Source organism: Gaetbulibacter jejuensis, from assembly GCF_039524015.1.
Lineage (GTDB): Bacteria > Bacteroidota > Bacteroidia > Flavobacteriales > Flavobacteriaceae > Gaetbulibacter_B > Gaetbulibacter_B jejuensis.
The window spans coordinates 1,300,502-1,324,550 of record NZ_BAAAGF010000001.1 but is presented as its reverse complement, the minus strand read 5'-3'; the positions used below and the strand labels follow the sequence as shown (position 1 = coordinate 1,324,550).

22 protein-coding genes and 1 other RNA gene are annotated in these 24,049 nt (G+C 33.4%); 13 read left to right on the top strand and 10 right to left on the bottom strand.

Going from position 1 to position 24,049, the window contains the following annotated elements; genetic code table 11:
* Positions 1 to 11: 11 nt before the first annotated feature.
* Positions 12 to 1,811, bottom strand: a complete 1,800-nt coding sequence (typA, locus tag ABD011_RS05815; protein ID WP_208325353.1) for a translational GTPase TypA — start codon at positions 1,809 to 1,811, stop codon at positions 12 to 14.
* Between the two features lie 333 nt (positions 1,812 to 2,144).
* On the opposite strand from typA, the gene ABD011_RS05810 reads away from it, so the two are divergent.
* Genes ABD011_RS05810 through ABD011_RS05800 form a run of 3 tightly spaced genes read left to right on the top strand, consistent with a single transcriptional unit; the run spans position 2,145 to position 3,833 of the window.
* On the top strand, positions 2,145 to 2,504 hold the full coding sequence (locus tag ABD011_RS05810; RefSeq protein WP_129759105.1) for a hypothetical protein: 360 nt from the start codon (positions 2,145 to 2,147) through the stop codon (positions 2,502 to 2,504).
* A 40-nt stretch (positions 2,505 to 2,544) separates the two neighbouring features.
* A complete protein-coding gene (kdsA, locus tag ABD011_RS05805) occupies positions 2,545 to 3,363 on the top strand; it encodes a 3-deoxy-8-phosphooctulonate synthase (RefSeq protein WP_343796555.1) in 819 nt (272 codons plus the stop codon).
* Positions 3,364 to 3,365: 2 nt separating this feature from the next.
* Positions 3,366 to 3,833, top strand: coding sequence for a GNAT family N-acetyltransferase (locus tag ABD011_RS05800; RefSeq protein ID WP_343796553.1), 468 nt, complete (start codon positions 3,366 to 3,368; stop codon positions 3,831 to 3,833).
* On the opposite strand, the gene ABD011_RS05795 is transcribed toward ABD011_RS05800, so the two are convergent.
* The gene (locus ABD011_RS05795) at positions 3,834 to 4,193 is read right to left on the bottom strand and encodes a DUF1801 domain-containing protein (RefSeq protein WP_343796551.1); all 360 of its coding nucleotides are present in this window, start codon (positions 4,191 to 4,193) and stop codon (positions 3,834 to 3,836) included.
* A gap of 89 nt (positions 4,194 to 4,282) precedes the next feature.
* Between ABD011_RS05795 and ABD011_RS05790 the strand changes: the two genes are divergently transcribed.
* The 6 genes from ABD011_RS05790 (at position 4,283) to ABD011_RS05765 (ending at position 8,305) form a co-directional block, all read left to right on the top strand.
* Complete coding sequence (locus ABD011_RS05790) at positions 4,283 to 4,891, top strand: hypothetical protein (RefSeq protein ID WP_131505809.1); 609 nt, start codon at positions 4,283 to 4,285, stop codon at positions 4,889 to 4,891.
* 265 nt (positions 4,892 to 5,156) lie between these two features.
* Positions 5,157 to 5,450, top strand: a complete 294-nt coding sequence (locus ABD011_RS05785) for a winged helix-turn-helix domain-containing protein (RefSeq protein WP_129759110.1) — start codon at positions 5,157 to 5,159, stop codon at positions 5,448 to 5,450.
* A 54-nt stretch (positions 5,451 to 5,504) separates the two neighbouring features.
* Complete coding sequence (gene creD / locus ABD011_RS05780; RefSeq protein WP_343796548.1) at positions 5,505 to 6,878, top strand: cell envelope integrity protein CreD; 1,374 nt, start codon at positions 5,505 to 5,507, stop codon at positions 6,876 to 6,878.
* Positions 6,879 to 6,960: 82 nt separating this feature from the next.
* The gene (locus ABD011_RS05775) at positions 6,961 to 7,272 is read left to right on the top strand and encodes a hypothetical protein (RefSeq protein WP_262732008.1); all 312 of its coding nucleotides are present in this window, start codon (positions 6,961 to 6,963) and stop codon (positions 7,270 to 7,272) included.
* Positions 7,269 to 7,646: a ribosomal maturation YjgA family protein gene (locus ABD011_RS05770; protein ID WP_343796544.1), complete on the top strand. Its 378-nt coding sequence runs from the start codon at positions 7,269 to 7,271 to the stop codon at positions 7,644 to 7,646. Before ABD011_RS05775 ends, ABD011_RS05770 begins: the two co-directional genes overlap by 4 nt.
* On the top strand, positions 7,643 to 8,305 hold the full coding sequence (locus ABD011_RS05765) for a DUF1361 domain-containing protein (protein WP_343796542.1): 663 nt from the start codon (positions 7,643 to 7,645) through the stop codon (positions 8,303 to 8,305). Before ABD011_RS05770 ends, ABD011_RS05765 begins: the two co-directional genes overlap by 4 nt.
* Here the strand turns inward: ABD011_RS05765 and ABD011_RS05760 are convergent, their stop codons facing one another.
* Positions 8,306 to 9,511 carry an NAD(P)-dependent oxidoreductase gene (locus ABD011_RS05760; RefSeq protein WP_343796539.1) on the bottom strand — a complete coding sequence of 402 codons (1,206 nt, stop codon included), beginning with the start codon at positions 9,509 to 9,511 and terminating at the stop codon, positions 8,306 to 8,308.
* 139 nt (positions 9,512 to 9,650) lie between these two features.
* Between ABD011_RS05760 and ssrA the strand changes: the two genes are divergently transcribed.
* Positions 9,651 to 10,046: a transfer-messenger RNA gene (ssrA, locus tag ABD011_RS05755) on the top strand.
* 127 nt (positions 10,047 to 10,173) lie between these two features.
* On the top strand, positions 10,174 to 11,013 hold the full coding sequence (locus ABD011_RS05750; protein ID WP_343796537.1) for an SDR family oxidoreductase: 840 nt from the start codon (positions 10,174 to 10,176) through the stop codon (positions 11,011 to 11,013).
* A 29-nt stretch (positions 11,014 to 11,042) separates the two neighbouring features.
* Here ABD011_RS05750 and ABD011_RS05745 read toward each other — a convergent pair whose 3' ends face one another.
* Genes ABD011_RS05745 through ABD011_RS05715 form a run of 7 tightly spaced genes read right to left on the bottom strand, consistent with a single transcriptional unit; the run spans position 11,043 to position 18,458 of the window.
* A complete protein-coding gene (locus tag ABD011_RS05745) occupies positions 11,043 to 11,888 on the bottom strand; it encodes a DMT family transporter (protein WP_343796535.1) in 846 nt (281 codons plus the stop codon).
* A 9-nt stretch (positions 11,889 to 11,897) separates the two neighbouring features.
* Positions 11,898 to 12,818 carry an alpha/beta hydrolase gene (locus ABD011_RS05740; RefSeq protein ID WP_343796533.1) on the bottom strand — a complete coding sequence of 307 codons (921 nt, stop codon included), beginning with the start codon at positions 12,816 to 12,818 and terminating at the stop codon, positions 11,898 to 11,900.
* Positions 12,819 to 12,825: 7 nt separating this feature from the next.
* Positions 12,826 to 14,178 (bottom strand): glycoside hydrolase family 28 protein, encoded by a 1,353-nt coding sequence (locus ABD011_RS05735; RefSeq protein WP_343796531.1) that lies wholly within the window; start codon positions 14,176 to 14,178, stop codon positions 12,826 to 12,828.
* Positions 14,179 to 14,181: 3 nt separating this feature from the next.
* A complete protein-coding gene (locus tag ABD011_RS05730) occupies positions 14,182 to 14,958 on the bottom strand; it encodes a rhamnogalacturonan acetylesterase (protein WP_343796529.1) in 777 nt (258 codons plus the stop codon).
* Positions 14,945 to 16,945: a pectate lyase gene (gene pelA / locus ABD011_RS05725; protein ID WP_343796527.1), complete on the bottom strand. Its 2,001-nt coding sequence runs from the start codon at positions 16,943 to 16,945 to the stop codon at positions 14,945 to 14,947. The genes ABD011_RS05730 and pelA overlap by 14 nt, the downstream gene beginning before the upstream one ends.
* 44 nt (positions 16,946 to 16,989) lie before the next feature.
* The gene (locus tag ABD011_RS05720) at positions 16,990 to 18,033 is read right to left on the bottom strand and encodes a Gfo/Idh/MocA family oxidoreductase (RefSeq protein WP_343796524.1); all 1,044 of its coding nucleotides are present in this window, start codon (positions 18,031 to 18,033) and stop codon (positions 16,990 to 16,992) included.
* Positions 18,030 to 18,458, bottom strand: coding sequence for a cupin domain-containing protein (locus ABD011_RS05715; protein WP_343796522.1), 429 nt, complete (start codon positions 18,456 to 18,458; stop codon positions 18,030 to 18,032). The genes ABD011_RS05720 and ABD011_RS05715 overlap by 4 nt, the downstream gene beginning before the upstream one ends.
* A gap of 607 nt (positions 18,459 to 19,065) precedes the next feature.
* Here ABD011_RS05715 and ABD011_RS05710 point away from each other — a divergent pair.
* Together ABD011_RS05710 and ABD011_RS05705 are read left to right on the top strand one after the other, a co-directional pair.
* On the top strand, positions 19,066 to 22,236 hold the full coding sequence (locus ABD011_RS05710) for a SusC/RagA family TonB-linked outer membrane protein (protein WP_343796520.1): 3,171 nt from the start codon (positions 19,066 to 19,068) through the stop codon (positions 22,234 to 22,236).
* Between the two features lie 19 nt (positions 22,237 to 22,255).
* Positions 22,256 to 24,046 carry a RagB/SusD family nutrient uptake outer membrane protein gene (locus ABD011_RS05705; protein ID WP_343796518.1) on the top strand — a complete coding sequence of 597 codons (1,791 nt, stop codon included), beginning with the start codon at positions 22,256 to 22,258 and terminating at the stop codon, positions 24,044 to 24,046.
* The last annotated feature ends 3 nt before the right edge of the window (positions 24,047 to 24,049 follow it).

Here is a 24,049-nt window from a genome sequence, read left to right as displayed (position 1 = left end):
ATCAGTAATTATTAAATACTCTTGCTTCTCTTACGCTCAACTTCAGTCAATAAAATTTTACGTAAACGTAAGTGATTTGGTGTTACTTCTACGTATTCGTCTTTTTGGATATATTCCAAAGCTTCTTCTAACGAAAACTTAATAGCTGGAACAATTTTAGCTTTATCATCAGCTCCAGAACTACGTACGTTACTTAGCTTTTTAGTTTTTGTAACGTTAACTACCATATCGTCTCCTCTAGAGTTTTCGCCAATAACTTGACCTTCGTAGATATCTTCTCCTGGATCAATAAAAAACTTACCTCTTTCTTGTAATTTATCAATAGAATAAGGAATTGCTGTACCTTTTTCCATAGACACTAAACTTCCATTTTGACGCTCAGGAATACCTCCTTTTATCGGTTGATATTCTTTAAAACGATGTGCCATTATAGCTTCTCCTGCAGTAGCAGTTAATAATTGGTTACGTAAACCAATAATACCACGAGAAGGTACAATAAACTCACACACCATACGCTCACCTTTAGCTTCCATGCTTAGCATTTCACCTTTTCGCATGGTCACCATTTCTATAGCTTTCCCTGAAACTTCTTCTGGTAAATCAATAGTCATTTCTTCAACTGGCTCACATTTTACACCATCAATTTCTTTGATGATTACTTGTGGCTGACCAATTTGAAGCTCATAACCTTCACGACGCATCGTTTCGATTAATACTGAAAGATGCAATACACCTCTACCAAAAACCATAAATTTATCTGCACTATCAGTTTCTTGAACTCTCAATGCAAGGTTTTTTTCAAGCTCTTTGGTTAAACGTTCTTTAATATGACGAGAGGTTACAAACTTTCCGTCTTTACCAAAAAATGGTGAGTCGTTAATTGTAAACAACATGCTCATTGTTGGCTCATCAATAGCTATGGTTTTTAAACCTTCTGGGTTTTCAAAATCGGCAACAGTATCTCCAATATCAAATCCTTCTAAACCAACTAATGCACAAATATCTCCTGCCTCTACAGCATCTACCTTTTTACGTCCTAATCCTTCAAAAACATGAAGTTCTTTTACTTTAGACTTTACAACTGAACCATCTCTTTTTACTAGTGAGATATTTTGTCCAGCTTTAAGCTCTCCTCTTGTTAAACGACCAATAGCTATTCTTCCAGTAAACGATGAAAAGTCTAGAGATGTAATTAGCATTTGAGTAGTTCCTTCTTCAATTTTAGGAGAAGGTATATGCTCAATTACCATGTCTAACAATGGTTCGATATTTTCGGTTTGTTTTTTCCAGTCTTCACTCATCCAGTTGTTCTTAGCAGAACCATAAACTGTTGGGAAATCTAACTGCCACTCTTCAGCACCTAATTCAAACATTAAATCAAATACTTTTTCATGAACCTCATCTGGTGTACAGTTTTCTTTATCAACTTTGTTTACAACCACACATGGTTTTAAACCTAAGTCAATAGCTTTTTGAAGTACAAAACGTGTTTGTGGCATAGGACCTTCAAAAGCATCTACAAGCAATAACACTCCATCAGCCATATTAAGCACACGCTCTACTTCTCCACCAAAATCGGCGTGACCAGGAGTATCAATAATATTTATTTTGGTATCCTTATAAGTTACCGAAACGTTTTTTGAAGTAATTGTAATACCTCTTTCACGTTCTAAATCATTGTTATCAAGAATTAAATCTCCTGTATTTTCGTTTTCACGAAATAACTGACAATGGTACATAATTTTGTCAACCAAAGTAGTTTTTCCGTGGTCAACGTGAGCAATGATTGCAATGTTTTTAATACTAGCCATAATGACGTCTTATTTTAAGCGTGCAAATGTACGCTAAAATCTTTTGTAAAATACATCTATACAGATAATTCTTTAATGTTAAAGAAAAAATAACCTTGAGTTGTAAAAACAGTCTCCTATGAAATTCAAAAAACTAATTTTCAGCAATTTAAAAACAAAACACACATTTTAACACTTAAGGAGTCGTTAGTTAATTAAATGTTATAGTCCATCTTAGCCATAATTTCTGTTCGTATATTACGTTAAAGATTATGATTAATAGTAAATAGCCAATTTAACCAACTGTGCTATACATATTGGTGATTTTACATCTGAACCCTTAAATTAATACAGATGAAAATAATTAGCAAATATTCAAAATTTGTCCCTTACCTATACTTTCTAGCAATAATTGCCTACTGGTTTACTGTTGTAAACCGTAGTGAAGGTATAAGCGCATATCCTATTTTACTGTTTGGTATTCCATTTTTATGGCAAGTACTAAAACCAAACCGCAAACTCAATTTTACATTAGGAATTACCTTTGTATGCTTGTCATCGTACATGATTTTAGCATACCTGTCTGATGTGCTTAACATTGTGTCGTTATCATACACTACCAAAAAGTTTATTTTGTATGGTGGCTTTTTAGCAATTGCTAATTTTATAATGGCATTATGGATTATAAGAAATAGTTTAAAAAGAAGCTTTTAAATGATTATCTTTGCTGCTGAAATTTTCAAACAAAAAGCAGATGAATCTTAACGAAGTTCCTAAACTAAAACACACTAATTCTGATAACTTTTTCTTGCTTTGTGGCCCATGTGCCATTGAAGGTGAAGATATTGCTTTACGTATTGCAGAAAAAGTGATTTCTATTACAGATAAGCTTGAAATCCCTTATGTATTTAAAGGTAGTTTTAAAAAAGCTAACAGAAGTAGAATAGACAGTTTTACAGGAATTGGTGATGAAAAAGCACTTAAGATTTTAAAGAAAGTATCTGAAACGTTTGATATTCCTACAATAACAGATATACATGAGGTTTCTGATGCTGTTATGGCTGCCGAATATGTTGATGTACTTCAAATTCCTGCTTTTTTGGTTCGTCAAACCGATTTAGTGGTTGCTGCAGCACAAACTGGCAAAGTGGTAAACTTAAAGAAAGGACAGTTTATGAGTCCTGAAGCCATGAAACACGCTGTACAAAAAGTTAAAGATTCTGGTAGCGACAAAGCTTGGATAACGGATAGAGGAACTATGTTTGGCTATCAAGATATGATTGTAGATTTTAGAGGTATTCCTACAATGAAGCAGTATGCTCCTGTTGTTTTAGATGTTACGCACTCCCTTCAGCAACCTAACCAAAGTGCAGGTGTAACTGGTGGACGACCAGATATGATTGAAACCATTGCTAGAGCTGGAGTTGTAAACAATGTAGACGGTTTGTTTATTGAAACGCATTTTGATCCTGCAAATGCAAAAAGTGATGGTGCTAACATGCTACATTTAGATAATCTAGAAAAATTGCTTACCAACTTAACTGCAATTAGAAAAACTGTAAACAGTCTTTAATTTTGGAACTTAAAATACGTCAAGCTACACTAGAAGACATACCTGAAATTACTTCTGTTTTCAGAGATACCATAAGAGCTATAAACTCTAAAGACTATTCTGAAAAACAAATACAAGTTTGGGCTTCTGGAGCAAATGATCTTGATAAGTGGGAAGACAGGATAAAAAACAACTACTTTATTGTTGCTGAAAATGAAAACCGCATTGTAGGCTTTGCTTATTTAAAAAACGGCAACTATTTTGACGGTTTGTTTGTTCATAAAGATTACCAACGTCAAGGTATAGCTATAAAGCTTATGCGAATTATTGAGTCTAAAGTCATCACCAATGGCTATGAGATAATTAAGTCTGATGTTAGTATTACTGCATTACCTTTTTTTGAAGACCAATATTATAGTGTTGAGAAAAAACAAAAAAAGTCTTTTAAAGGACTCGTGTTTGAAAACTATATAGTTTATAAAGAGCTATAGTTATTTCATAAATGACGAATTCTTAAAGGCTTCTACTTCTCTAAGGATACTAATAAAAATGCTGTCATCGATATCGTCAAGTTGTTTATAACGTAACGATTTAATCTTCTTTCGTTTTTCCGAAACTAAGCAATCTGCATGTTTTGTAATGTGGTTAGCATGCCAAAACCCAACATCAATATAATCTTTACTTTTATTGAGATAACAAATTGGTCTTGTGCCAATATAATAGCATGGAATTTTCCATTTATACTCCAAATGCGCCTCAGGAAATGTATGCTCTATTAATATTTGAACGTGCATTAATATAGACTTAAAAGGCTCTTGTTGGTTATAAATATAAGCTTCTGCTGGTTTCACTTGGTTCTAGTTTCATTTCAAAATTAACAAAAATTTATATCCAAAAACTAAAATAAATTTACTTACTTTGTAATTCAAAGTACTTTTATATGGAGTCAAAAGATTATTTAAAAGACATAAGCGAGATTAAAAACTTGATGAACAAGTCGTCTCGTTTTATTTCACTTAGCGGTCTCTCAGGGATTCTCGCTGGTGTTTACGCGCTTGTTGGAGCTGCAATAGCATATTATATTGTATCAAATTCGGTAAGAGGTTATCTTATTCTTGATGGTACTATCTTTAATATCTGTTTTGCAATTCTGTTAGGCGTTGCATTTTTAAGTATTGTTACTGGTATTTATTTAACCACAAAAAAAGCCAAAAAAAACAATGAGAAAATATGGGATAGTTCATCAAAACGCTTATTGCTAAACTTTTTGGTTCCGTTAATTACAGGAGGTATTTATATACTCATTATTTTAAAACAAGAACGTTATGGTCATACTGCTGCCTTAATGCTTATTTTTTATGGATTAGCATTAATAAGTGCTTCAAAATACAGTATTGGAGATATTAGATATTTAGGATTTACCGAAATAATTTTAGGTTTAATTTGTGCATTAATGCCTAGTTACGGATTTTGGTTTTGGGTTTTAGGTTTTGGTGTAATGCATATTATTTATGGTACACTAATGCATTTTAAGTATGATAGAAAATGAAATTGAAACCGAAATACAAACTAAACCAAAAACATGATTGATGATTAAAAAACATCTAGGTTATCTATTAATTTTTGCGTCTATATTTTTTGCATTTTATAGAGGAAAAAGGCAAGGCGAATTAGATTGTATTGATTTTAATATATTACCAATAATTGCTAATTCAATAACAATTATAGTTTGCGTTTTGCTCGTAGTAATAGGTGCATATTTAACAAAACATAACACAATTAAAAATTAAGATTCTTGCCTTAGCAAGAAAGTGATGAGCATAATTAACAACATAAATAAAGTTTTTGATCACCGAATTAGATTAGGCATCATGTCTATTTTAATGGTAAATGAATATGCCGATTTTAATACGCTTAAAGAGCTTTTAGGCGCAACCGATGGTAATCTTGCTAGCCATACAAAAGCATTGGAAGCTGCTGAGTATATTAAGGTTGAAAAGCAATTTATTGGACGAAAACCCAACACACGTTACTCTACCACAACACTTGGTAAAGCAGAATTTAAAAAGCATATTGAAGCCCTCGAAAAATTAATTAACAAACAATAAATATATTTTTTATCAATCTACTTTGAAATTCAAAGTACTTTAAATACAAACAACATGGAACATCAACAAAAACAACAGAACAAATTTGGACATTGGATTAAAACTTCAATCACTGCTAGAATGCTAATGGTTGGCTTCTTGGTAATTATATTACTTATTCCGTTAGCATACATCAATAGTTTAATTACTGAACGCTCCATGCGACAACAAGATGTAGTTAATGAAATCAATGAAAAATGGGGAAATGAAGTACTCGTTTATGGGCCTATTTTAAAACTCCCATACAAGACCTATTCTGAAACAAAAACCTACAACGATAAGACTAAAACCTATCTTACCGAAACCACTACGCATATTAACTATGCTTACATTTTTCCTGAGAGTTTAGATGTCACTTCCAATGTAAATTCAAAAACCTTAAAAAGAGGCAACTTTGAATCTGCAGTTTACACAACTGGCATGGATTTTAAAGGATTTTACACCAAACCGCAACTTCAACTTAAAGACATAAAAGACGAAGATATTATTTGGGACAAAGCCACAGTACTTATTAAAACTTCAAACTTAAAAGGTATTAAAAATGAAATGAACATTAAGCTTAATGATAGTAGTTACACGTTTGAAACCAACTTTAGTGATAATCCCAAAAACTATAGCGGTTATTTAGATGAGTTAGAATCTGGTTTCTTAAAAGAAAGCGACGTACCAAAATATGCCAACATCAATTTCAATTTTAGTATTTCATATAATGGTAGTAAAAGCATAAAAGTTGTGCCTATAGGAAAAACCACTACAATGCACATGAGTTCCAATTGGGCAGATCCAAGTTTTACAGGCAACTATCTACCTGATGATGAAACAAAAGAAATTACAAAAGACGGTTTTAAAGCCAACTGGAAAGTGCTTCATATCAATAGAGCCTTTTCGCAACAGTACCTTAACAAAATACCAAACCTCAACAAGTTTGCGTTTGGAACCAAGTTTGTTGTAATGGTTGATGAATATCAAAAAAGTGAACGTTCAGCTAAATATGGCTTTTTGGTTATTGGTCTTACATTTTTAGTGTTTTTCCTGATACAAACTATGAGTAAAATAAATATTCATCCGTTTCAATATTTAATGATTGGTTTAGCACTAACTATGTTTTACACCTTATTGGTTTCCATTTCAGAACATAGCGACTTTTTAAAAGCCTATTTAGTGGCAGGAATTTCGGTAGTTGCACTCATTACACTATACTCTAAATCAATATTGAAAACGTTTAAATTCCCACTGTTTATTGGCTTGTCCTTAACTGCATTATACACGTTTATATATGTGATAATTCAGTTAGAAAACTATGCATTATTGGTTGGTAGCGTTGGCTTGTTTATAATACTTGCTATTGTAATGTTTGTATCTAGAAAAATTGATTGGAATAACGGTTAGTTTTATTAGTTGGTGAGTGAATCCTCGCTCCTCTTTCAGTTTTTATTTTGAAATGAGCGAGGTTTCATTAAAAATCATAAAGATGAAAAACAACATTAATTTCACAGGAAAAATAGTTGCATTAGTAAGCTTTGTCATTGGAACTTGTTTACTATCCTTTTACTTATATTTTGGTAATTCATTTATTGACATTTTTACTGCTGCTGCAATAGTTTTTATTGAAGTTATTGTAAACATTGTAATACTAACCGCTATTATTGGTCAAACTTTACTGAATAAAACTGACAAAACAGATGCCCTAAAAACATGTGGGTTAATGCTGCTAAACATCCCTATTGCTATACTTTACTTTTATATGATGATAACTTTTCCTATACATAAAGTACTTCTATGACACTAAAATTTAACAAAACATACTTTGCGTTTTTCACCTTACTTCTAGTAGTTGAAATTGCTATTGCTATCTTTTTAAAAGAAGGTTTTATTCGTCACACTTTTGGCGATTATTTGGTAGTTATTTTAATGTATACATGTATTAAAAGTTTTAGTAACATAAAGCCACTTGCTGCTGCAGTTGATGTATTACTTTTTGCTTTTAGTATTGAATTTTTGCAGCTCTTCAATTTGTTGGATGTCTTAAACTTAAGAGACAGTCACCTTGCAAAACTCATACTTGGTAGTACGTTTCACATTAGTGATTTAATAGCCTACACTCTTGGAGTTTTAACCATATTATGTATTGAACATTTAAAAACATCAAAATCATGAACACCATAAAAAGCTTACTATTCAACCGTTTCAAACTTATTTTAATACTTACAGCTTCGTTAGCCTTAAGCATTGTTTTGTTGATGATTCGAGCTAAAATAACGCATTCCTTCTTCTTTCTATTTTTGGTATGGAATCTTTTTTTAGCTATCATTCCGTATGGTATCACAACCTATTTAAGCAGTATTTCAAAACCTAAAAAATTTGTGTTCGCATTTTGGTTTTTAGTTTGGTTGCTCTTTTTACCAAACGCACCTTATATTGTTACCGATTTATTACACCTAAAAATAAGCTCAAACCCAATGTTGTGGCTAGACGTGTTACTAGTTACCTCATTTGCCTACAACGGTTTAATGCTTTTCTTTTTGTCTTTATCTGACATGGAAAAATTATTGCATCAGTATATCAACAAAAAGTACATTTCATCAATACTGTTATTACTTTTCGGTCTTACTGCATTTGGCATTTATCTCGGTAGATTTTTACGCTATAATTCCTGGGAAATCATAAATCAACCTTCTGCAATATTTACAGATATTTTTGAAATCATTTTTAAACCCAATATTGAAGCTTGGGTATTTACAATAACTTTTGGTAGTTTTTTAGCGATTTCTTATTGGATGCTGAAAGTTTTAAAAGAAAAAGCAACCGTTATTTAACTATTCCAAACCATCAACATAATCCTGAAGGTATTTAAAACGCTCAGTCAATTGACCATTTTCAGTAATTTTTGCACGTTGCAATACACCATCAGCATCGTTGTTGTAAAATGCAGGTATCACATGTTCTAAAAACATATCACCAAAACCTTCACTTGCATCTTTTGGCAACTCACAAGGTAAGTTATCAACTGCCATTACTGTTATTGCTCCTTCAGCGTTATACGCTTCTTCTTTTTCGGTTTGCGGATTATAACCATAAAACGGATCTGCAATAGTGGAAGGTCGTATGGTTGAAGCCACTGGTCCATCAATATCACAAGACACATCGGCAACTAGGTTAATTCTAAACGCTTTATCTTTAGCATCTTCTCTAGTGAATAAAAATGGTGCATTGTTACCATAAAAATGTCCAGCAATAAAGTAATCGGTTTGCTTAGCATAAGGCATAAAATTACTTTCATATCCTGATGGATCGTTGTAAAACTCATATTTATCACCAACCTTACCATCTTTACGTTTATTATACTCCATAACATCAACCATACAATACACTGGCTCAGTAAACTCTGAAGTTAAATACAATGCATCACTAACTTGTTTAACACCCAAATGGTCTAAAATTTCTTTAGCACCATAAGCTACTTTACCTGTACCAGACAGCAATATTTTTATATTAGGAATTGTAATTTTATTCAACTCTGCTTTGACTTCATCTAAATCGGCAAGGGTTTCAACTTTTGGTAAATCAAATAAATTGTCTCTTAAACCCAAAGCTCTAAAACCGTTGTAAGCACCTACCAAACCTGCATAACGTCCAAAACCAATTAAACGCGCATTATCTTCTCTAACAATAGTTTCATGGTCATAGAGCTCTATATTTTTCTCTAAAATAGCTTTAAGCAATTTTCTATTATAAGGTTGCTTTTTTATGGTATGCGAAAAGAAAAAGTATTTTTTATTCGGAATTAAAGCCTCAATAGGCACTTCTTTTACACCTATCATCACATCACAATCAGACACGTCTTGAGACACATCAAATCCTTTTGAAGCATAATCCTCATCAGGAAAAACTCTAATATCTGAAGACTCTACCTCAAATTCTGATTTTGAAAACAAAGACTTTGCCTCAGCTAGTTTTTCTGGTGAAAATACAACACGTCTATCAGGTGGATTTTTACGTTCTTTAATGATTGCGAATTTCATATAAATAAGTATGTTATGATGATAACTGACAGTTTTGGTCAATTAAATATTGGTATAAAATTTGTACGAAAATAAGAGTTAAAGTAGGGTTATACAAACTTTTTAATAACTTTGCAAACTGTCTTTTTAAGACAATAAAGGGGTCGACTGGTTTTGACAGCGAGACTCATTAAACGGTAAGCACGTCGTGTAACGACCATGATACACGTAAAAGGCTAGGTCAACTTTTTAAACGGCGAGAATAACTACGCTTTAGCTGCTTAATCTGAATCATAGTAAGATCAGGCCTCGTCCTACAAGGTAGGAAAGCTAAATGTCTCCTGAAAGCCTTGGTTAATGGCGTTCTAATTAGAGGCATCGTAAAGATTAACTAAGATAGTGTAGCGCTTTGATGCACTTTCGAGATACAAAAGCTAAGTTGTAAGTAGGCTGTCTTTTGCCAGCTTACAATCGAAAAAACAATAACAGACTAAACGTGTAGAAAGCCCTTTGATAGCTTGTTTGGACGAGGGTTCGAGTCCCTCCGACTCCACAAAAGAGGACAATTTCATAGTGTTTTGAAATTGTCCTTTTCTATTTTTTACTTTCAGCTCTTTATATTTTAACAAAACACTAAGTTCATTCAGTTTTCTTATCAGTAAAATCATTGTAATTTTACAAAGATGTTATTTATTAAACCATCAATTAACTATCCTATGGAAATTTTTGATATTAAAGACAAAGTTATTGTAATCACTGGTGGCTATGGTGTTCTTGGATCTAGTATTGCTAAACACATGATAAATTCTGGAGCCAAAGTTGTTATTTTAGGTCGCAACGAATCTAAAGCCAAGGACTTTGCTAAAGCACTATCCTCAACACACGCTATTGGTTTAAAAGCCGATGTTTTAGACAAAGAAAATCTTATTAGTGTAAAAGATTCCATTATAAAGACGTGGAAACAAATTGATGTTCTTATCAATGCTGCTGGCGGAAACATGCCTGGAGCCACATTAGCTCCAAACGAGTCGCTTTTTGATATTTCCGTTGAAGATTTCAGCAAAGTCACAGATCTTAATCTTATGGGAACCGTAATCCCTTCGTTAGTTTTTGGAGAACACATGTCTACTCAAGATAGTGGCTCAATTATTAATGTTTCATCTGTAGCTGTTGCACAAGCTTTAACTCGAGTTGTTGGTTATTCGGCATCAAAAGCTGCTATGGAAAACTTTACGCGCTGGATGGCCGTTGACATGGCTTTAAAATTTGGTGACAAATTAAGAGTCAATGCCATTATTCCAGGATTTTTTATTGCAGATCAAAACAGACGTTTATTAACCAATGACGATGGTTCTTTAACACAACGAGGTGAGACTATCATTAAAAACACACCTATGAAACGTTTTGGTGAAGCTAAGGAACTTAATGGAGCTGTACATTTACTAGCAAGTGAAGCTTCACGATTTATGACAGGATCAACTATTACAGTGGATGGTGGGTTTAACGCTTTTAGTGGTGTTTAAATAAAGTGTGTATTTTAAAAAATTCTAACTCATTTGAGGTTTTTCTTCTGATTAACCACATAAACATTCATCACCAAGCTTACAAGAATCAACAATATTCCTGAAACGCTCATAAAAGTATAACCTTCTTGAAACCAAATTACACCTACTAGCATTGTAAAAATAACCTCAATGTATTTTAAAGGTGCTACCAATCGTGTTTCAGACTGTTGCATTGCTTTGGTCATATAGACTTGTCCGTAGTAGCCCGTAACTCCTAGACTAAGCAAGACCAACCACTCCCAACCTTGAGGCGTTATCCAATAATTAATACAAAGAATTCCGCTAACCACAAAAGACATAGTCATAAAATAATTGACAACCACAATAGGATGATCTTTATTTCCAATTTGTCTTATAACAACAAACACTAAACCAGTAAAAACCGCAGAAATAATAGCCATCAAAAATCCCAATCCAATCATGCTTAAGTCAAATCCCTTTAGCATTAAAACACCTACAAATGCAGATATAAAAAACAACCACTGCAAAGGTTTTATACGCTCTTTTAAAATGAATAAGGCAAAAATTGCAGCAAATATTGGAGCTACATATCGAATGGAAACCGCAGTTCCTGCTGGTAATAATTTTAAGGATGAAAAAAACAAGGTCATTGCAATTAATCCGCAAGCACTTCTTAACAATAAAAGTTTCACTTTATTGCCAACAATTGAAATGTTATGTTTAATCAGAAATGGATATGTAAAAAAAAGCGATCCTAAAGCCCTAAAACACACAATTTGATACACGTTGAATTTCCCAAGATACTTCACACCAACATTTAGCAATGTAAATGCCAATGCACTAATAATCATAAATTGGATAGCTTTTCTCAAAAAAGTATTTTAATTATGCTTTGAAGATGTAAAAGTATGGGATAACAACCACTTTTCACAAGTAAAAGCCCAAAATTGACTTGTATATTTACGTCCCAAGCCAAAACCATGTCCTCCTTTTTCATAAATATGAAGTTCAGCAGGTACTTGATGTTTTTTTAAAGCCATATAATATCTTAAGCTATTCTCTATAGGAACCGATTTGTCATCCGTTGCATGAACTATAAATGTCATTGGTGTATGCTCATCAACTTGTAACTCGTTTGAGAATTGCTGCACACGTTCAAAAGAAGGGTTTTCACCTAACAGGCTCGTTTTGGAACCTTGATGCGTAATGCTATTATCCATTGAAATGACTGGATAAATTAAGATTGAAAAATCAGGTTTAGCACTTGTATTATCGTGCTTATAGACACCTAAATCATATTGTGTTGACAAAGTAGCAGCTAAATGACCACCAGCAGAGAACCCTAAAACACCTACTTTACTAGGATCAATATTCAATGCTGCAGCATGACGTCTTACATAACGCATAGCTTCTTGCGCATCTTGTAAAGGTCCAACAGATTTATTTTTCATAATACTATCTGAAGGCAATCTGTACTTCAACACAATAGCAGTAACACCAAGCGTACTTAACCATTCAGCAACTTTAAAACCTTCTTTATTCATAGCCAAATGACGATAACCACCTCCTGGACAAATCACAATTGCTGTACCATTAGGTTTTTTAGGTTTATAAATTGTAAGCGTTGGTTTTACAACTTTTTGGATTTTTACTAAAACACCATTATCTAAAACGGGTTTCTCTTGGTAATTTGAGTTATTAATAGCATCAGGAATATCGTTTTCCCACAATGCTACCGTTGTTTGAGAATGCATCGTAACAGTTACCAACATCAACAGTACTGTACTTATTATTTTTTTCATAGTCTTCTTAATTAACAGCACTTGGAACGGTTTGTTTTTCTCCAATCACAACTTCATTAAACTGAACATTTTTAGTGTTAGTCAAGGTCATTCCGTTTTTTGCCGATTTGATTGTGATATGATCCAACCAAACATCTTCAACTTTAAGTTTGGGATAGCCTTCAATGACGATTGCAGTATTTGAAATTTCACCAAAGCTTACATTGGAAATATGAATATTTGATATTTTAGACGGAAAGAATCCTCTACCTTCTCCATGGTAATTTGACGTGACATAAATAGCGTCTTCAGCATCTAAAAACTGAGTGTTTTCTACGTAAATATTTCGGATAAAACCACCTCTATCTGAATTGGTTTTAAGATAAATACCACGTTTCACATAATCGACAGCCTTATTATCGTAAGCGTATACATTTTCTACACCAGCAGACATTTCACTACCAATTACAATGGCATGCAAACCTTTAAAATTATTGTTTCTGATAATGATATTTTTTGAAGGCATTTCTGAAGTATTCCGACCATCATTATCCCTTCCTGCTTTAATAGCAATATTATCATCTGCATTGTTGAAGGTTACATTTTCGATAAGCACGTTTTTAGACTGCTCAATATCCAATCCGTCGTTATTTTTATTATGCGCATCATATCGAATTCCGCGAAGTGTAATGCTTTCACTTTTCAGCAAATGCACACACCAAAATGGTGCATCTTCAACCTTGATATCTTCAATTAAAATGTGTTTGGAATTCACAAACTGAACCAGTTGTGGTCTAAGGTAAAATTCGTCACCAAAAACACGGTCTTCAATAGGCAATTCCTTATGATTCATCTCACGACTCAATTGCTTTCCTTTTGCTTCTTTAGGCTTCCATATACTCCACAATGAGTGACCTTCGCCATCAATAATGCCTTTTCCAGTTATCGCCACGTTATTGACGTTGTAGCCATAAATCATCGGACTGTAATTATACAGTGTAGTACCTTCCCAACTTGTTAAAACCATTGGGTAATCTTTAGGATTTGTTCCAAAAACTAAGGTAGCACCTTCCTCCAAATGTAATCTTACATGACTTACAAAGTGAATTGGACCATTAATTTTATAAATACCTTCAGGAACGACAATCGTACCTCCATTCTGTTTTGAACATACTTTCATTGCCTTGTCAAAAGCGCTTTTACAATCTTTGACACCATCACCTTTAGCGCCAAAATCAGTAATTTGAACTGTATATTCAGGAATTGTTGGCAGAAGAATTTGACGTTCAATACTTGCAACTATTGAATCTCTGTTGTATTGCTCCTGAGCCTTGATGTGAACAGTAATCAAAAACAGAATAAGACATACGAAACGTTTCATAAATTACTGTTTGAAAAAAGTTGTGCTTTCTGGAAGGTTATCCTGAAGTGCTTTAACTGCTAATTTTGCCACTTCAGTTGCTCCTAAAACTGATAAATGTGTGTTGTCTTCTTTACCTTCGGGATAATATGGAATCTCACTAGGCGCATAATGCAGGTGCAATTTCTTAGAGTCTTCAACACCATACGACTCTTCCAACTGTTCGGTTAAATACTGTAAATCAACAAGTGACACATTATATTCTTGAGCTACCATTCGAACCACCAAGGGATACACACCATGTGTATCTACCAAGGTTGAATCTTCGTTGAAATTTCGTCGAACAATAGACGTAAACAGTACTGGGTTTGCGTCTTTAGCTCTAGTGTCTTCAACAAACTTTATAAGGTTATTTCGGTAGGCTGTAAACGGATTGGTAAAGCGTTTAGGCGCATTCTTTTTTTGGTCGTTATGCCCAAACTGAATAAACACATAGTCCCCTTTTTTCAATTTTCCATACACCGAATCCCAACGTTTTTCATCAATAAAGCTTCGTGTACTGCGACCATTGACAGCGTGATTTTCTAAGTTTATATCATCGTTTAAAAATTGTGGCAACATCTGGCACCAACCACGTTCGGGATTCTCTTCAGGATTAGGTTTATCTGACATCGTGGAATCACCAATACTATAGATTGTAATAGGGTTTTGTGTAACCTCAACCTTTTCCTTTTCAACCTGTTCATTACATGATTGAAAGAGTATAATTATTACAATAAGTGCAAATTTATAATGCTTCATACCATTCTTTTTCTGAACTGTCTTTATGATTTCCTAATACATTTTTCAATGTATATTTTTTTGCTTCCTTCTTAGATAATTGATGTGACCAATCCACACGTTCCTTAGGTTGAAAGCCTTTTCCTTTATTACTATATTCTGCATAGAAAGCTGTTTTTTCAGCTTCAGGTTTTGACCAATTATGCCAACCTATTGGCAAGATATGCTCTCCTAATTCGCAATCTATAAAAACAGTTTGCGCATACAATCGCCATGGTCTTCCAAGATAGACTTCATCAACGTCTTCACTTGCAGTAAGTTTACAGTTTTTAAACACATAACCAAACGCAGCATCTTGTGGTGTAGAGGCAGCAGTAACATAGGAATTCTTTTTACTGTGAATATGGCAATTTTCGAAGAATGCTGTTGCACTTCCGAAGATAAAATCGGTTGTCCCTTCAATATAACAATCCTTGAAATACTGCTTTCCTTTTCCTGATGCATACAAAGTATCTTGGTTACCCAAAAGATTACAATTAGCAACAACAACTTCATCAGAAAATACAGACAAAGCCACAGCTTGCCCAACTTCACCTGAAGAATTTTCAATGGTGAGATTTTTCAAAATTACATTATTAGCTTCAACTAAAAGTGTGTAGGTGTGAAAAGTGCTGTTTCGTCCCAAACCTATCTTATTAAAATAATCATCATAAGTAATGATAGTTTGTTCTTTGCTCTCTCCAACTAAAGCTAGGTTTTCATTCCACTCATAAATTTTTATTTTCTCTTTGTAAACTCCGTTTTTGATAAAAATTGTAATACGCTCATAAGGAAAAGCCTTAGTGTTATTGATAGCTTCAACAATACTTGTATAATCTCCACTTCCATCTTGTGCCACAACAATTTTCATTGGGTTTTTGGGAGACTTTTGTGATTGTAAATCATATTTTTTCTTCCACTCAGGATATTGGTCCAATACAGCTTGTGGTTTATTAGTGTACCATGCATAACCATTTCTACGTTCTTCTCCTATTTCGGCAAGTGTACTTTTTTTAATTCCATCTCTATCGCAAAAAAATGGAGTGTTATCATCAAGTTCCATAAAACGTGCCCAAATAGCAGGTGCTTTTTCATCAGGAACCATCCTTTTATCAACTATTTTACCAACATCATCATAAACCCTGTCTTTTCTTAAACCTGTAATTTTTGTTTTTTCAAACCAATTCACAGCACTATTCACTGCATTGATAATTTCATTGGAAGGGTTTTCAACTGACATAAGAAGCAGAACCACATTGGCAGATTCGGCTCCACTTAACGAAGGTAGTTCATAAGCTCTTGCCTTAGCAGGTTGCAATGTATTTTCATCATGTTGTGCACACCAAGACGTTAAAACTCCGTTTTGTTTGTACTGGGTTTTTAAAATACAATCAATGCCTTTATGATAAGCAAGATTTACTTTTTCGAGTTGAGATTTTTCAGGAGTGATTGAATAAAATCCTGTGTTTAACTTTAATTCGCTTAAAAGCTTCATCACATTATACATTGCATCATCATTGTACGTAATATGTGTATAGTATCCTTTTTTTAATGGATAAAATTGTGGCCAACCTCCATTATCATACTGTGCTTCCAAAATATAACCTAAACCTTTTAAAAAAGCTGCTTTATAGGTTTCATCTTGGGTTTGCCGAAACATTTTTGATAAAAAAAGCATTTCTTGTATAGTAGCTCCATTATCTATTGTAGCATTATCACCTACCGATTTTAAGTTTAACAGCTCTTGTTTTTCTTTTTCTGAAAGTGGTTTGTGCATTTGTATGTTTTTTGGCCAACCTCCAATATCTCTTTGATACAGTAATACATTTTCAGCTATTTCCTTGGCTTCATCTGTAGCAAACCAAGAAGCCTCTTTACCGTAGATAATATGCCTCCAAGATTTATCGTGTACCTGAGACTGTACATTAAAAGTGATTAATGCTATTAAAATTACTAAGTATGTTTTCATTTATAAGTGCTTGTATTTTTTACTATTATTTCTGAATTAATTATCTATAAATCTATAATTCGCCTTTCAGTATTACTCTTTAAAGCAGCTTCAATAATTTCAATGACTGCTTTACCTTCTTCTGCAGAAACTGGTAAAGGTTTATCATTTCTTATGGATTCATAAATTTTATCGTAAAAGACCATGTAATTACCAGCTTCTGAAGTAATATATTCCTTAACAGAAACATTTTCTTTTTGAGTGTTTAGCAAACCCTGTCCCGAAGCAGGCTCAATTCCCCAGTTTTTTACATCTGGTGAAATGCCTCTTTGAAGTTCAGCTTCCTGAACATCTGCTTTTGATTTTAAAAACGAACCTTTTTTACCATGAATAATATAAGATGGAATAGGCTGCTTAACAAAATAACTTGATTTTAAAGTCACCTTATGATTACTATAAAAAAGTTTTACGTCAAAATAATCTGCTACTTTAGATTGTTCTCTAAAACTATCTATGTTAGCAAAAATAGCTTTGGGCTTTCCAAACAACACTAAAGTTTGATCAATGATATGTGAACCCAAATCATAAAGGCTTCCTACGCCTTCGGTTGGTGTTTCTTTGTGAACTTTATAACTCAACTCAGGATCAAATCTATCATAATGAAATTCTGCTTCAACAATATCTCCAAGTGTATTATTGTCTACAATTTTTTTCACTGTTAAAAAGTCGCTATCCCATCTTCTATTATGAAATACGGCCATTTTAACATTATTAACCTTTGCTAATTGTATCAATTCATCTGCTTCTTCAACACTAGTTGTAAAAGGCTTTTCAACCACAAGGTGCTTGCCTGATTGAATAATCTGTTTTGCAAAATTATAGTGAGTAATATTTGGCGTATTTAAAATAACCAATTCAATATTATCATCTTTTAAAAGAGACTCGAGAGTTCTAAATGTTTTTATTTTAGAGTACTTTTCTTGCGCAAGGTTTTTAGTCCGCTCCAAAACTCCATAAAGATTAAACCCCTTGTTCGTGTTCACAAAAGGCGCATGAAATAAAAGCCCACTCATCCCAAATGAACAAAGGGCTGTATTGATTGGTTTCATTTATCGCTTAAATTATATTTTTTAATTACCAGGTATTTTAATTCAGTGTCTCCAACATTTCTAATACCATGCAATGAGTTAGGTGGACAATAAAAGCTAGTATAAGGGCCAGCAACTACAGTTTCTCCATTTAGAAAAAATTCAGCTGTACCTTCCAAGACAAAAAAGAACTCATCTTCTTCATGTTTATGTGGCTCATGTGTTGCCTTGTGTGGTTCTACAACACTTAATTTTAATGTTCTACCATCAAGAAATTCTTTATCAGCAAACCAATATTGATAACCAACTTTTGTACTCTGTGAATTCTCTACATTTAAAGTATTAACACATTGCTCCATGGTCAACTCTTTATTCGAGTTATTTTGAGCAAAAAACGCAGTGTTTAAAGCTAAAGCAACAACTAAAAAAGCACTTATTCTTTTCATATTTTCTTGATAGAATTAAGATAGTAAAATGAAGTTTTGAACCACCAATATAATATTCATAAAAACTGTAATCGATTGCATAAATATATTTATTAATTTATCAAATGCAAAGTTGTGATCATTAATTAACATTTTACAGAAGAAAGATAATGTACTAAACTACAGTAAACATAAAACATTTAAAACCTCAGATGAAGCCAAATAAAACGACTGATTTATAACAACGTACAAATGATGAAATAAAAAATCACAACTATAAATTACCTATACAAAAACAGCATGAAAACCAAACTGACAATCGATTACATAATTATTGTCTTTTAATAAAAAATAAACCTAAATCAAGCATTAATTTAATTCGTTAACGAAGAAAACAGAACATACTAGTTAATAATCCGCAATTTTTAGTGCAAAAAATTAGCATATTAAAAAAATAGGAGTGAATTATTTGCGTATTTAAAAAATAATGATAAATTTGTGCAATCGATTACATTTAATACTAACTAAACTAACAGTTTTCATGTGTAACATTTTAATAGATTTTTTGTTTTTCAAATCTAAGAAAGGAAAAACATCAAGGTTTTATTCTATAAAACCTTTTTCGTTAATGCTATTCGCATTTTTTGTATTTAGTAGCACATTTACTTATGCTCAAAGTAGCACAGTAAATGGAACAGTAACTGCAGAGGATATGGGAGGTCCTCTTCCTGGTGTAACAGTTCAAGTAAAAGGAACCTCAACAGGAGCAGTAACCGATTTTGATGGAAATTATTCAATAAGTGTTAGTGGTTCTAATGCTATTTTGGTATTTTCTTATGTTGGCTACGTAACTCAAGAAGTCAGTGTATCAGGAAAAAGCACTGTTAACGTAGTCCTTAAACCAAGCCTTGAAGCTTTGGATGAAGTAATTGTTGTTGGTTATGGTACTGCAAGAAAATCTGATTTAACAGGCTCAGTAGTATCTATAGGTGGTGATGATTTAAAAGAGCAAGGTATATCTAACGTAGCTGAAACACTTACTGGTCGTTTAGCTGGTGTTCAGGTTTTATCTACCGAAGGTTCGCCTGATGCAGAAATAAACATTAGAGTACGAGGAGCTGGATCGCTAACACAAGATAGTTCTCCATTAGTAATTGTTGATGGTTTCCCTATCAATAGTTTAAGTGATATTTCTCCTACTGATATTGAAACTATAAGTGTACTTAAAGATGCTTCTTCTACAGCTATATATGGTTCTAGAGGTGCTAATGGAGTTGTTATCATAACAACAAAAAGTGGTAAGGAAGGAAAAATATCTGTAAATTATAATATGTTCTATGGTATTAAAAAACTAGCTAATACTATTGATGTTTTATCGCCTGAAGATTATGTTAAATGGCAATATGAATATGCATTATTAGATGAGCAACCAGAATCTTACGAAACCTATTTCGGTTTATATGATGACTATGATCAATATATAGGAATGAGAGGAAACAACTGGCAAAAGCAGATATACGGAGAAACTGGTGAGGTTCAAAGTCGTGATTTATCAATTAGAGGTGGATCAGAAAAAATTAACTATAACTTCAATTACGCTTTATATGATGAAAAAACAATTATGGTTGGTTCAGACTTTAAGAGAACTAACCTTTCATTAGCATTAAAAAGTGAAGTAAGTGAAAAAGTAGATTTATCTTTTACTTTTAGATATTCGGACACAGAAATTAATGGTGGTGGAGCAAACGAGCAAAATGAAATATCATCTGCTGACGCAAGACTTAGGCACAGTGTTGGGTACTCACCTATTCCTCTTCCTGGGTTAACTACTACAAATACTGATGAAGCACTATCTAGTTATTTAGTAAATCCTTATGTTGCTGTAGATGACAACCAACGTTTACAATTGCGAAAAAACTTTAATATGTTAGGTAGCTTCTCTTGGAAAATCTTAGACAATCTTAAATTTCAATCAGATTTAGGTTTAAACACTAGAGATGATTTAGACTACCGTTTTTACGGAAGATCAACATATTACGCAAACAACAGACCTGCAGCAGAAAACCAAGGCTTACCTGCAATACTCTCTAGAGACAGAAAAAGAGAAAGCTTTAGAAATGCAAATACTTTAAACTATGATTTCAAAAACATACTAGGTGATGACCATGGTTTAAAACTATTAGTAGGACAAGAAATGATTGTCTCTAAAGACAATAGAGTAACTAGCGAAATACAAGGGTTTCCTGCTGATTTCAATTTTCAAACAGCTCTTAATCTAACAACTCAAGGTACACCTTTATCTGTAGATAACTTTTACAGTCCTGATGACAAGTTGTTATCATTCTTTGGTCGTTTAAATTACGATTACAAAAACCGTTACCTTTTAACCGCTACTTATCGTATTGATGGTTCAAGTAAATTCTTAGGAAACAACAAATGGGGTTACTTCCCTTCTGCTGCTGTAGCATGGAAAATATCGGAAGAAGATTTTCTTAAAGATGTTGATTGGTTAAGCACTCTTAAACTTAGACTAAGTTACGGACAAGCTGGTAACAATAACATTCCTGCAGGACAAACAGTACAAAACTTTGAATCATCAACTACTTCATATTTAAATGATATTGATAACTATTGGTCTGCTTCAAATATTTTAGCAAACCCTAGTTTAAAATGGGAAACTACTATATCTCAAAATATTGGTGTAGACTTTAGCTTATTTAGAGGAAGAGTAACTGGTGCTTTTGAAGCTTATAAAAACATTACTGAAGACCTTTTAATTAGATTCCCAACTCCTGGAACTGGTTATGATAGCCAATATAGAAATATGGGAGAAATCCAAAATACTGGTATTGAAGCTTCTTTAAGTGTAATTGCTATAGACAAAGAAGACTATGGCTTAGACTTTTCATTCAATATTGGGATGAACAAAAACCGTATCAACTCTTTAGGTATTATGGAAGATTTTGGTGATAACACTAATTGGGCTTCTACACAAATAGGTAATGACTATGTTGTACAAGTTGGACAACCTGTTGGTATAATGTATGGTTACCAAAGTGATGGTCGCTATGAAGTTTCTGACTTCAGTTATGACTCAAGTACTGGTACTTACACTTTATTAGATGGTGTTGCTGATAATAGCGCTGTAATAGGCAACGTAATGCCTGGAAGCATGAAATTAAAAGATATTGATGGTGATGGAATTGTTGATGTAAATGACCAGACTATTATAGGTAATGCCAACCCTAAACATACAGGTGGTATGTCATTAAATGCTCGTGCTTATGGTTTTGACCTTACTGCTGCATTTAACTGGAGCGTTGGAAATGATATTTATAATGCAAATAAAATTGAGTTTAATACCTCTAACCAAAATGGTCAATATAGAAACCTAAGCACTATAATGGCTGATGGGAACAGATGGACTAACCTTGACCCTTCAACAGGACAACTAGTAACGGACCCTGCTCAATTAGAAGCTTTAAATGCTAATACTACAATGTGGTCTCCATTTATGCAAAACTTTGTATTTAGTGACTGGGCTGTTGAAGATGGTTCATTTTTAAGACTAAACACATTAACATTAGGTTATACTTTACCAGAATCTATAGTATCACAAATAGGTGTTACCAAATTAAGATTTTACGCTACTGCTAATAATGTTTTCGTTATTACAAACTATTCTGGTCTTGATCCTGAGGTGTCTACAAGAAGAAGAACGCCTCTTACACCTGGAGTAGATTATTCTCCATACCCTAGAAGTAGACAATTACTTTTTGGATTAAACCTTAATTTCTAAATTAAACATTTTTTAAAAGATGAAAAAAATAATAATTGCTGGAATAATAGTAATAGCTGGAGTTTTCACTTCTTGCCAAGAATTTGAAGATGATTTCTTAGATGCACCAGCTCAATCAACTTTAGATGAATCTATAATTTTCTCAACACCTGGACTTGCAAGAGGTGCTGTTGATGGAATTATGGAACCAATGGGACAAACTAACTCCTATAGAGGTAGATTCATACCTTTTTATGGATTTAATACTGATGCTGAATGGAACTACAGTTCTGATGATGTAGGTAGCTCTCAAGGAGACCTTTGCATTTATGATGCAAAACCAAACAACTCGCAAATGAACTCCTCAAACAATGCTTGGGCTATGATGTATTTAGGTATTGAAAGAGCCAATATTTGCATTAGAGGTTTAAGAGAATTTGGTAATCCTGAACCAGGTACTGAATTAGGACAATTACTAGGTGAAGCATTAACATTAAGAGCCGTTTACTATGCCGACTTAATGAAAGCTTGGGGAGATGTACCTGCACGCTTTGAACCTATAAACTCCGAAACTATATACTTAGCAAAATCTAATCGCGATATTATTTACAAACAAATCATTGCTGATTTAGGTGAAGCTTCTGACTTAGTTGCATGGCCTAACGAAACATCATCAACAACAAGTGTAGAAAGAGTTAACAAAGCATTTGTTAAATCATTTAGAGCTCGTTTAGCAATGATTGCTAGTGGATACCAACAATACCCTGATGGAGTAAGAAGAAGTAACGATCCTGCGCTTTCTGTTCAAAACATGTACACTTTAGCTTTAGATGAAGCTACTGATGTTATTGAAAGTGGTACTGCTCATTTAGAGCCATCATTTGAAGATTTTTGGAGAAGCTACAACGAAGAAAACGTTAGTGCTGGTGGAGAATCACTATGGGAAATACCATTCTCAGCTGGTCGTGGTAGAGTATTATTCTCTTTCGCTGTAAGACATCGTGGTGTTGACCAACACACAGGTCAAGCTAGAGGTGGTATTGCGGGTCCATTACCAACCGTTTTCTATGATTTTGATGAAGATGATACTCGTAGAGACGTTACTTGTGTACCTTACCAATGGGGAAACCCTGATGCTGATGGATTTTCAGTACAAGAGCTTGTAGGTTTAGATACTTGGTATTTTGGAAAATACCGTTATGAGTGGATGAATAGGTATGTTACTTCCACTAACGATGATGGTGTAAATAAAATTTATATGCGTTTTGCAGAAGTATTACTAATTGCCGCTGAAGCTGCAAATGAATTACAAGGACCTGGTGCTGCTGCTCCTTATTTAAAAGAAGTACGTATGAGAGCATTCCCTTCTGAACTTCATGCTGAAAAAGTAGACAGTTATGTTGACGGATTATCAAGCCCTCAAGATATGTTTAACGCAATAGTTAAAGAACATATGTATGAATTTACTGGTGAAATGGAACGTAAACAAAACTTAATTCGTTGGAATTTATTAGGAGCTAATCTAGAAGAAGCTAAAATAAAAATGTTCAACCTAAAGAATCGTACTGGCGAATATGCTGATGTCCCTTCTACATTATATTACAAATATGAAGAAGATGCTGAAACACTCGAGATTTATGGATTAAACAGAAATGAAGATGTAAACCCTGGACCAGAATATTCTGCTTTCGAATGGACAACAATTGAAGATGACATGATAAACTCTCTATTTAAACTAGGAGTAAATCCAGATGATAGACAGTTCTGGCCTATTTGGCAAGTATTTCTTGACTCAAGTAATGGCTTGTTAGTAAATGACTATGGATACTAGAAA

Bases quoted from the DNA above. Each gene is read 5' to 3' on its own strand.
- ABD011_RS05775 (WP_262732008.1), top strand. From the start codon at position 6,961: ATGAAAAACAACATTAATTTCACAGGAAAAATAGTTGCATTAGTAAGC.
- ABD011_RS05760 (WP_343796539.1), bottom strand. From the start codon at position 9,511: ATGAAATTCGCAATCATTAAAGAACGTAAAAATCCACCTGATAGACGT.
- ABD011_RS05720 (WP_343796524.1), bottom strand. From the start codon at position 18,033: ATGAAACCAATCAATACAGCCCTTTGTTCATTTGGGATGAGTGGGCTT.
- ABD011_RS05710 (WP_343796520.1), top strand. From the start codon at position 19,066: ATGCTATTCGCATTTTTTGTATTTAGTAGCACATTTACTTATGCTCAA.
- ABD011_RS05750 (WP_343796537.1), top strand. From the start codon at position 10,174: ATGTTATTTATTAAACCATCAATTAACTATCCTATGGAAATTTTTGAT.
- ABD011_RS05810 (WP_129759105.1), top strand. From the start codon at position 2,145: ATGAAAATAATTAGCAAATATTCAAAATTTGTCCCTTACCTATACTTT.
- ABD011_RS05770 (WP_343796544.1), top strand. From the start codon at position 7,269: ATGACACTAAAATTTAACAAAACATACTTTGCGTTTTTCACCTTACTT.
- creD (WP_343796548.1), top strand. From the start codon at position 5,505: ATGGAACATCAACAAAAACAACAGAACAAATTTGGACATTGGATTAAA.
- ABD011_RS05790 (WP_131505809.1), top strand. From the start codon at position 4,283: ATGGAGTCAAAAGATTATTTAAAAGACATAAGCGAGATTAAAAACTTG.
- ABD011_RS05740 (WP_343796533.1), bottom strand. From the start codon at position 12,818: ATGAAAAAAATAATAAGTACAGTACTGTTGATGTTGGTAACTGTTACG.
- kdsA (WP_343796555.1), top strand. From the start codon at position 2,545: ATGAATCTTAACGAAGTTCCTAAACTAAAACACACTAATTCTGATAAC.
- ABD011_RS05715 (WP_343796522.1), bottom strand. From the start codon at position 18,458: ATGAAAAGAATAAGTGCTTTTTTAGTTGTTGCTTTAGCTTTAAACACT.
- pelA (WP_343796527.1), bottom strand. From the start codon at position 16,945: ATGAAAACATACTTAGTAATTTTAATAGCATTAATCACTTTTAATGTA.
- typA (WP_208325353.1), bottom strand. From the start codon at position 1,811: ATGGCTAGTATTAAAAACATTGCAATCATTGCTCACGTTGACCACGGA.
- ABD011_RS05785 (WP_129759110.1), top strand. From the start codon at position 5,157: ATGAGCATAATTAACAACATAAATAAAGTTTTTGATCACCGAATTAGA.
- ABD011_RS05705 (WP_343796518.1), top strand. From the start codon at position 22,256: ATGAAAAAAATAATAATTGCTGGAATAATAGTAATAGCTGGAGTTTTC.
- ABD011_RS05730 (WP_343796529.1), bottom strand. From the start codon at position 14,958: ATGAAGCATTATAAATTTGCACTTATTGTAATAATTATACTCTTTCAA.
- ABD011_RS05765 (WP_343796542.1), top strand. From the start codon at position 7,643: ATGAACACCATAAAAAGCTTACTATTCAACCGTTTCAAACTTATTTTA.
- ABD011_RS05735 (WP_343796531.1), bottom strand. From the start codon at position 14,178: ATGAAACGTTTCGTATGTCTTATTCTGTTTTTGATTACTGTTCACATC.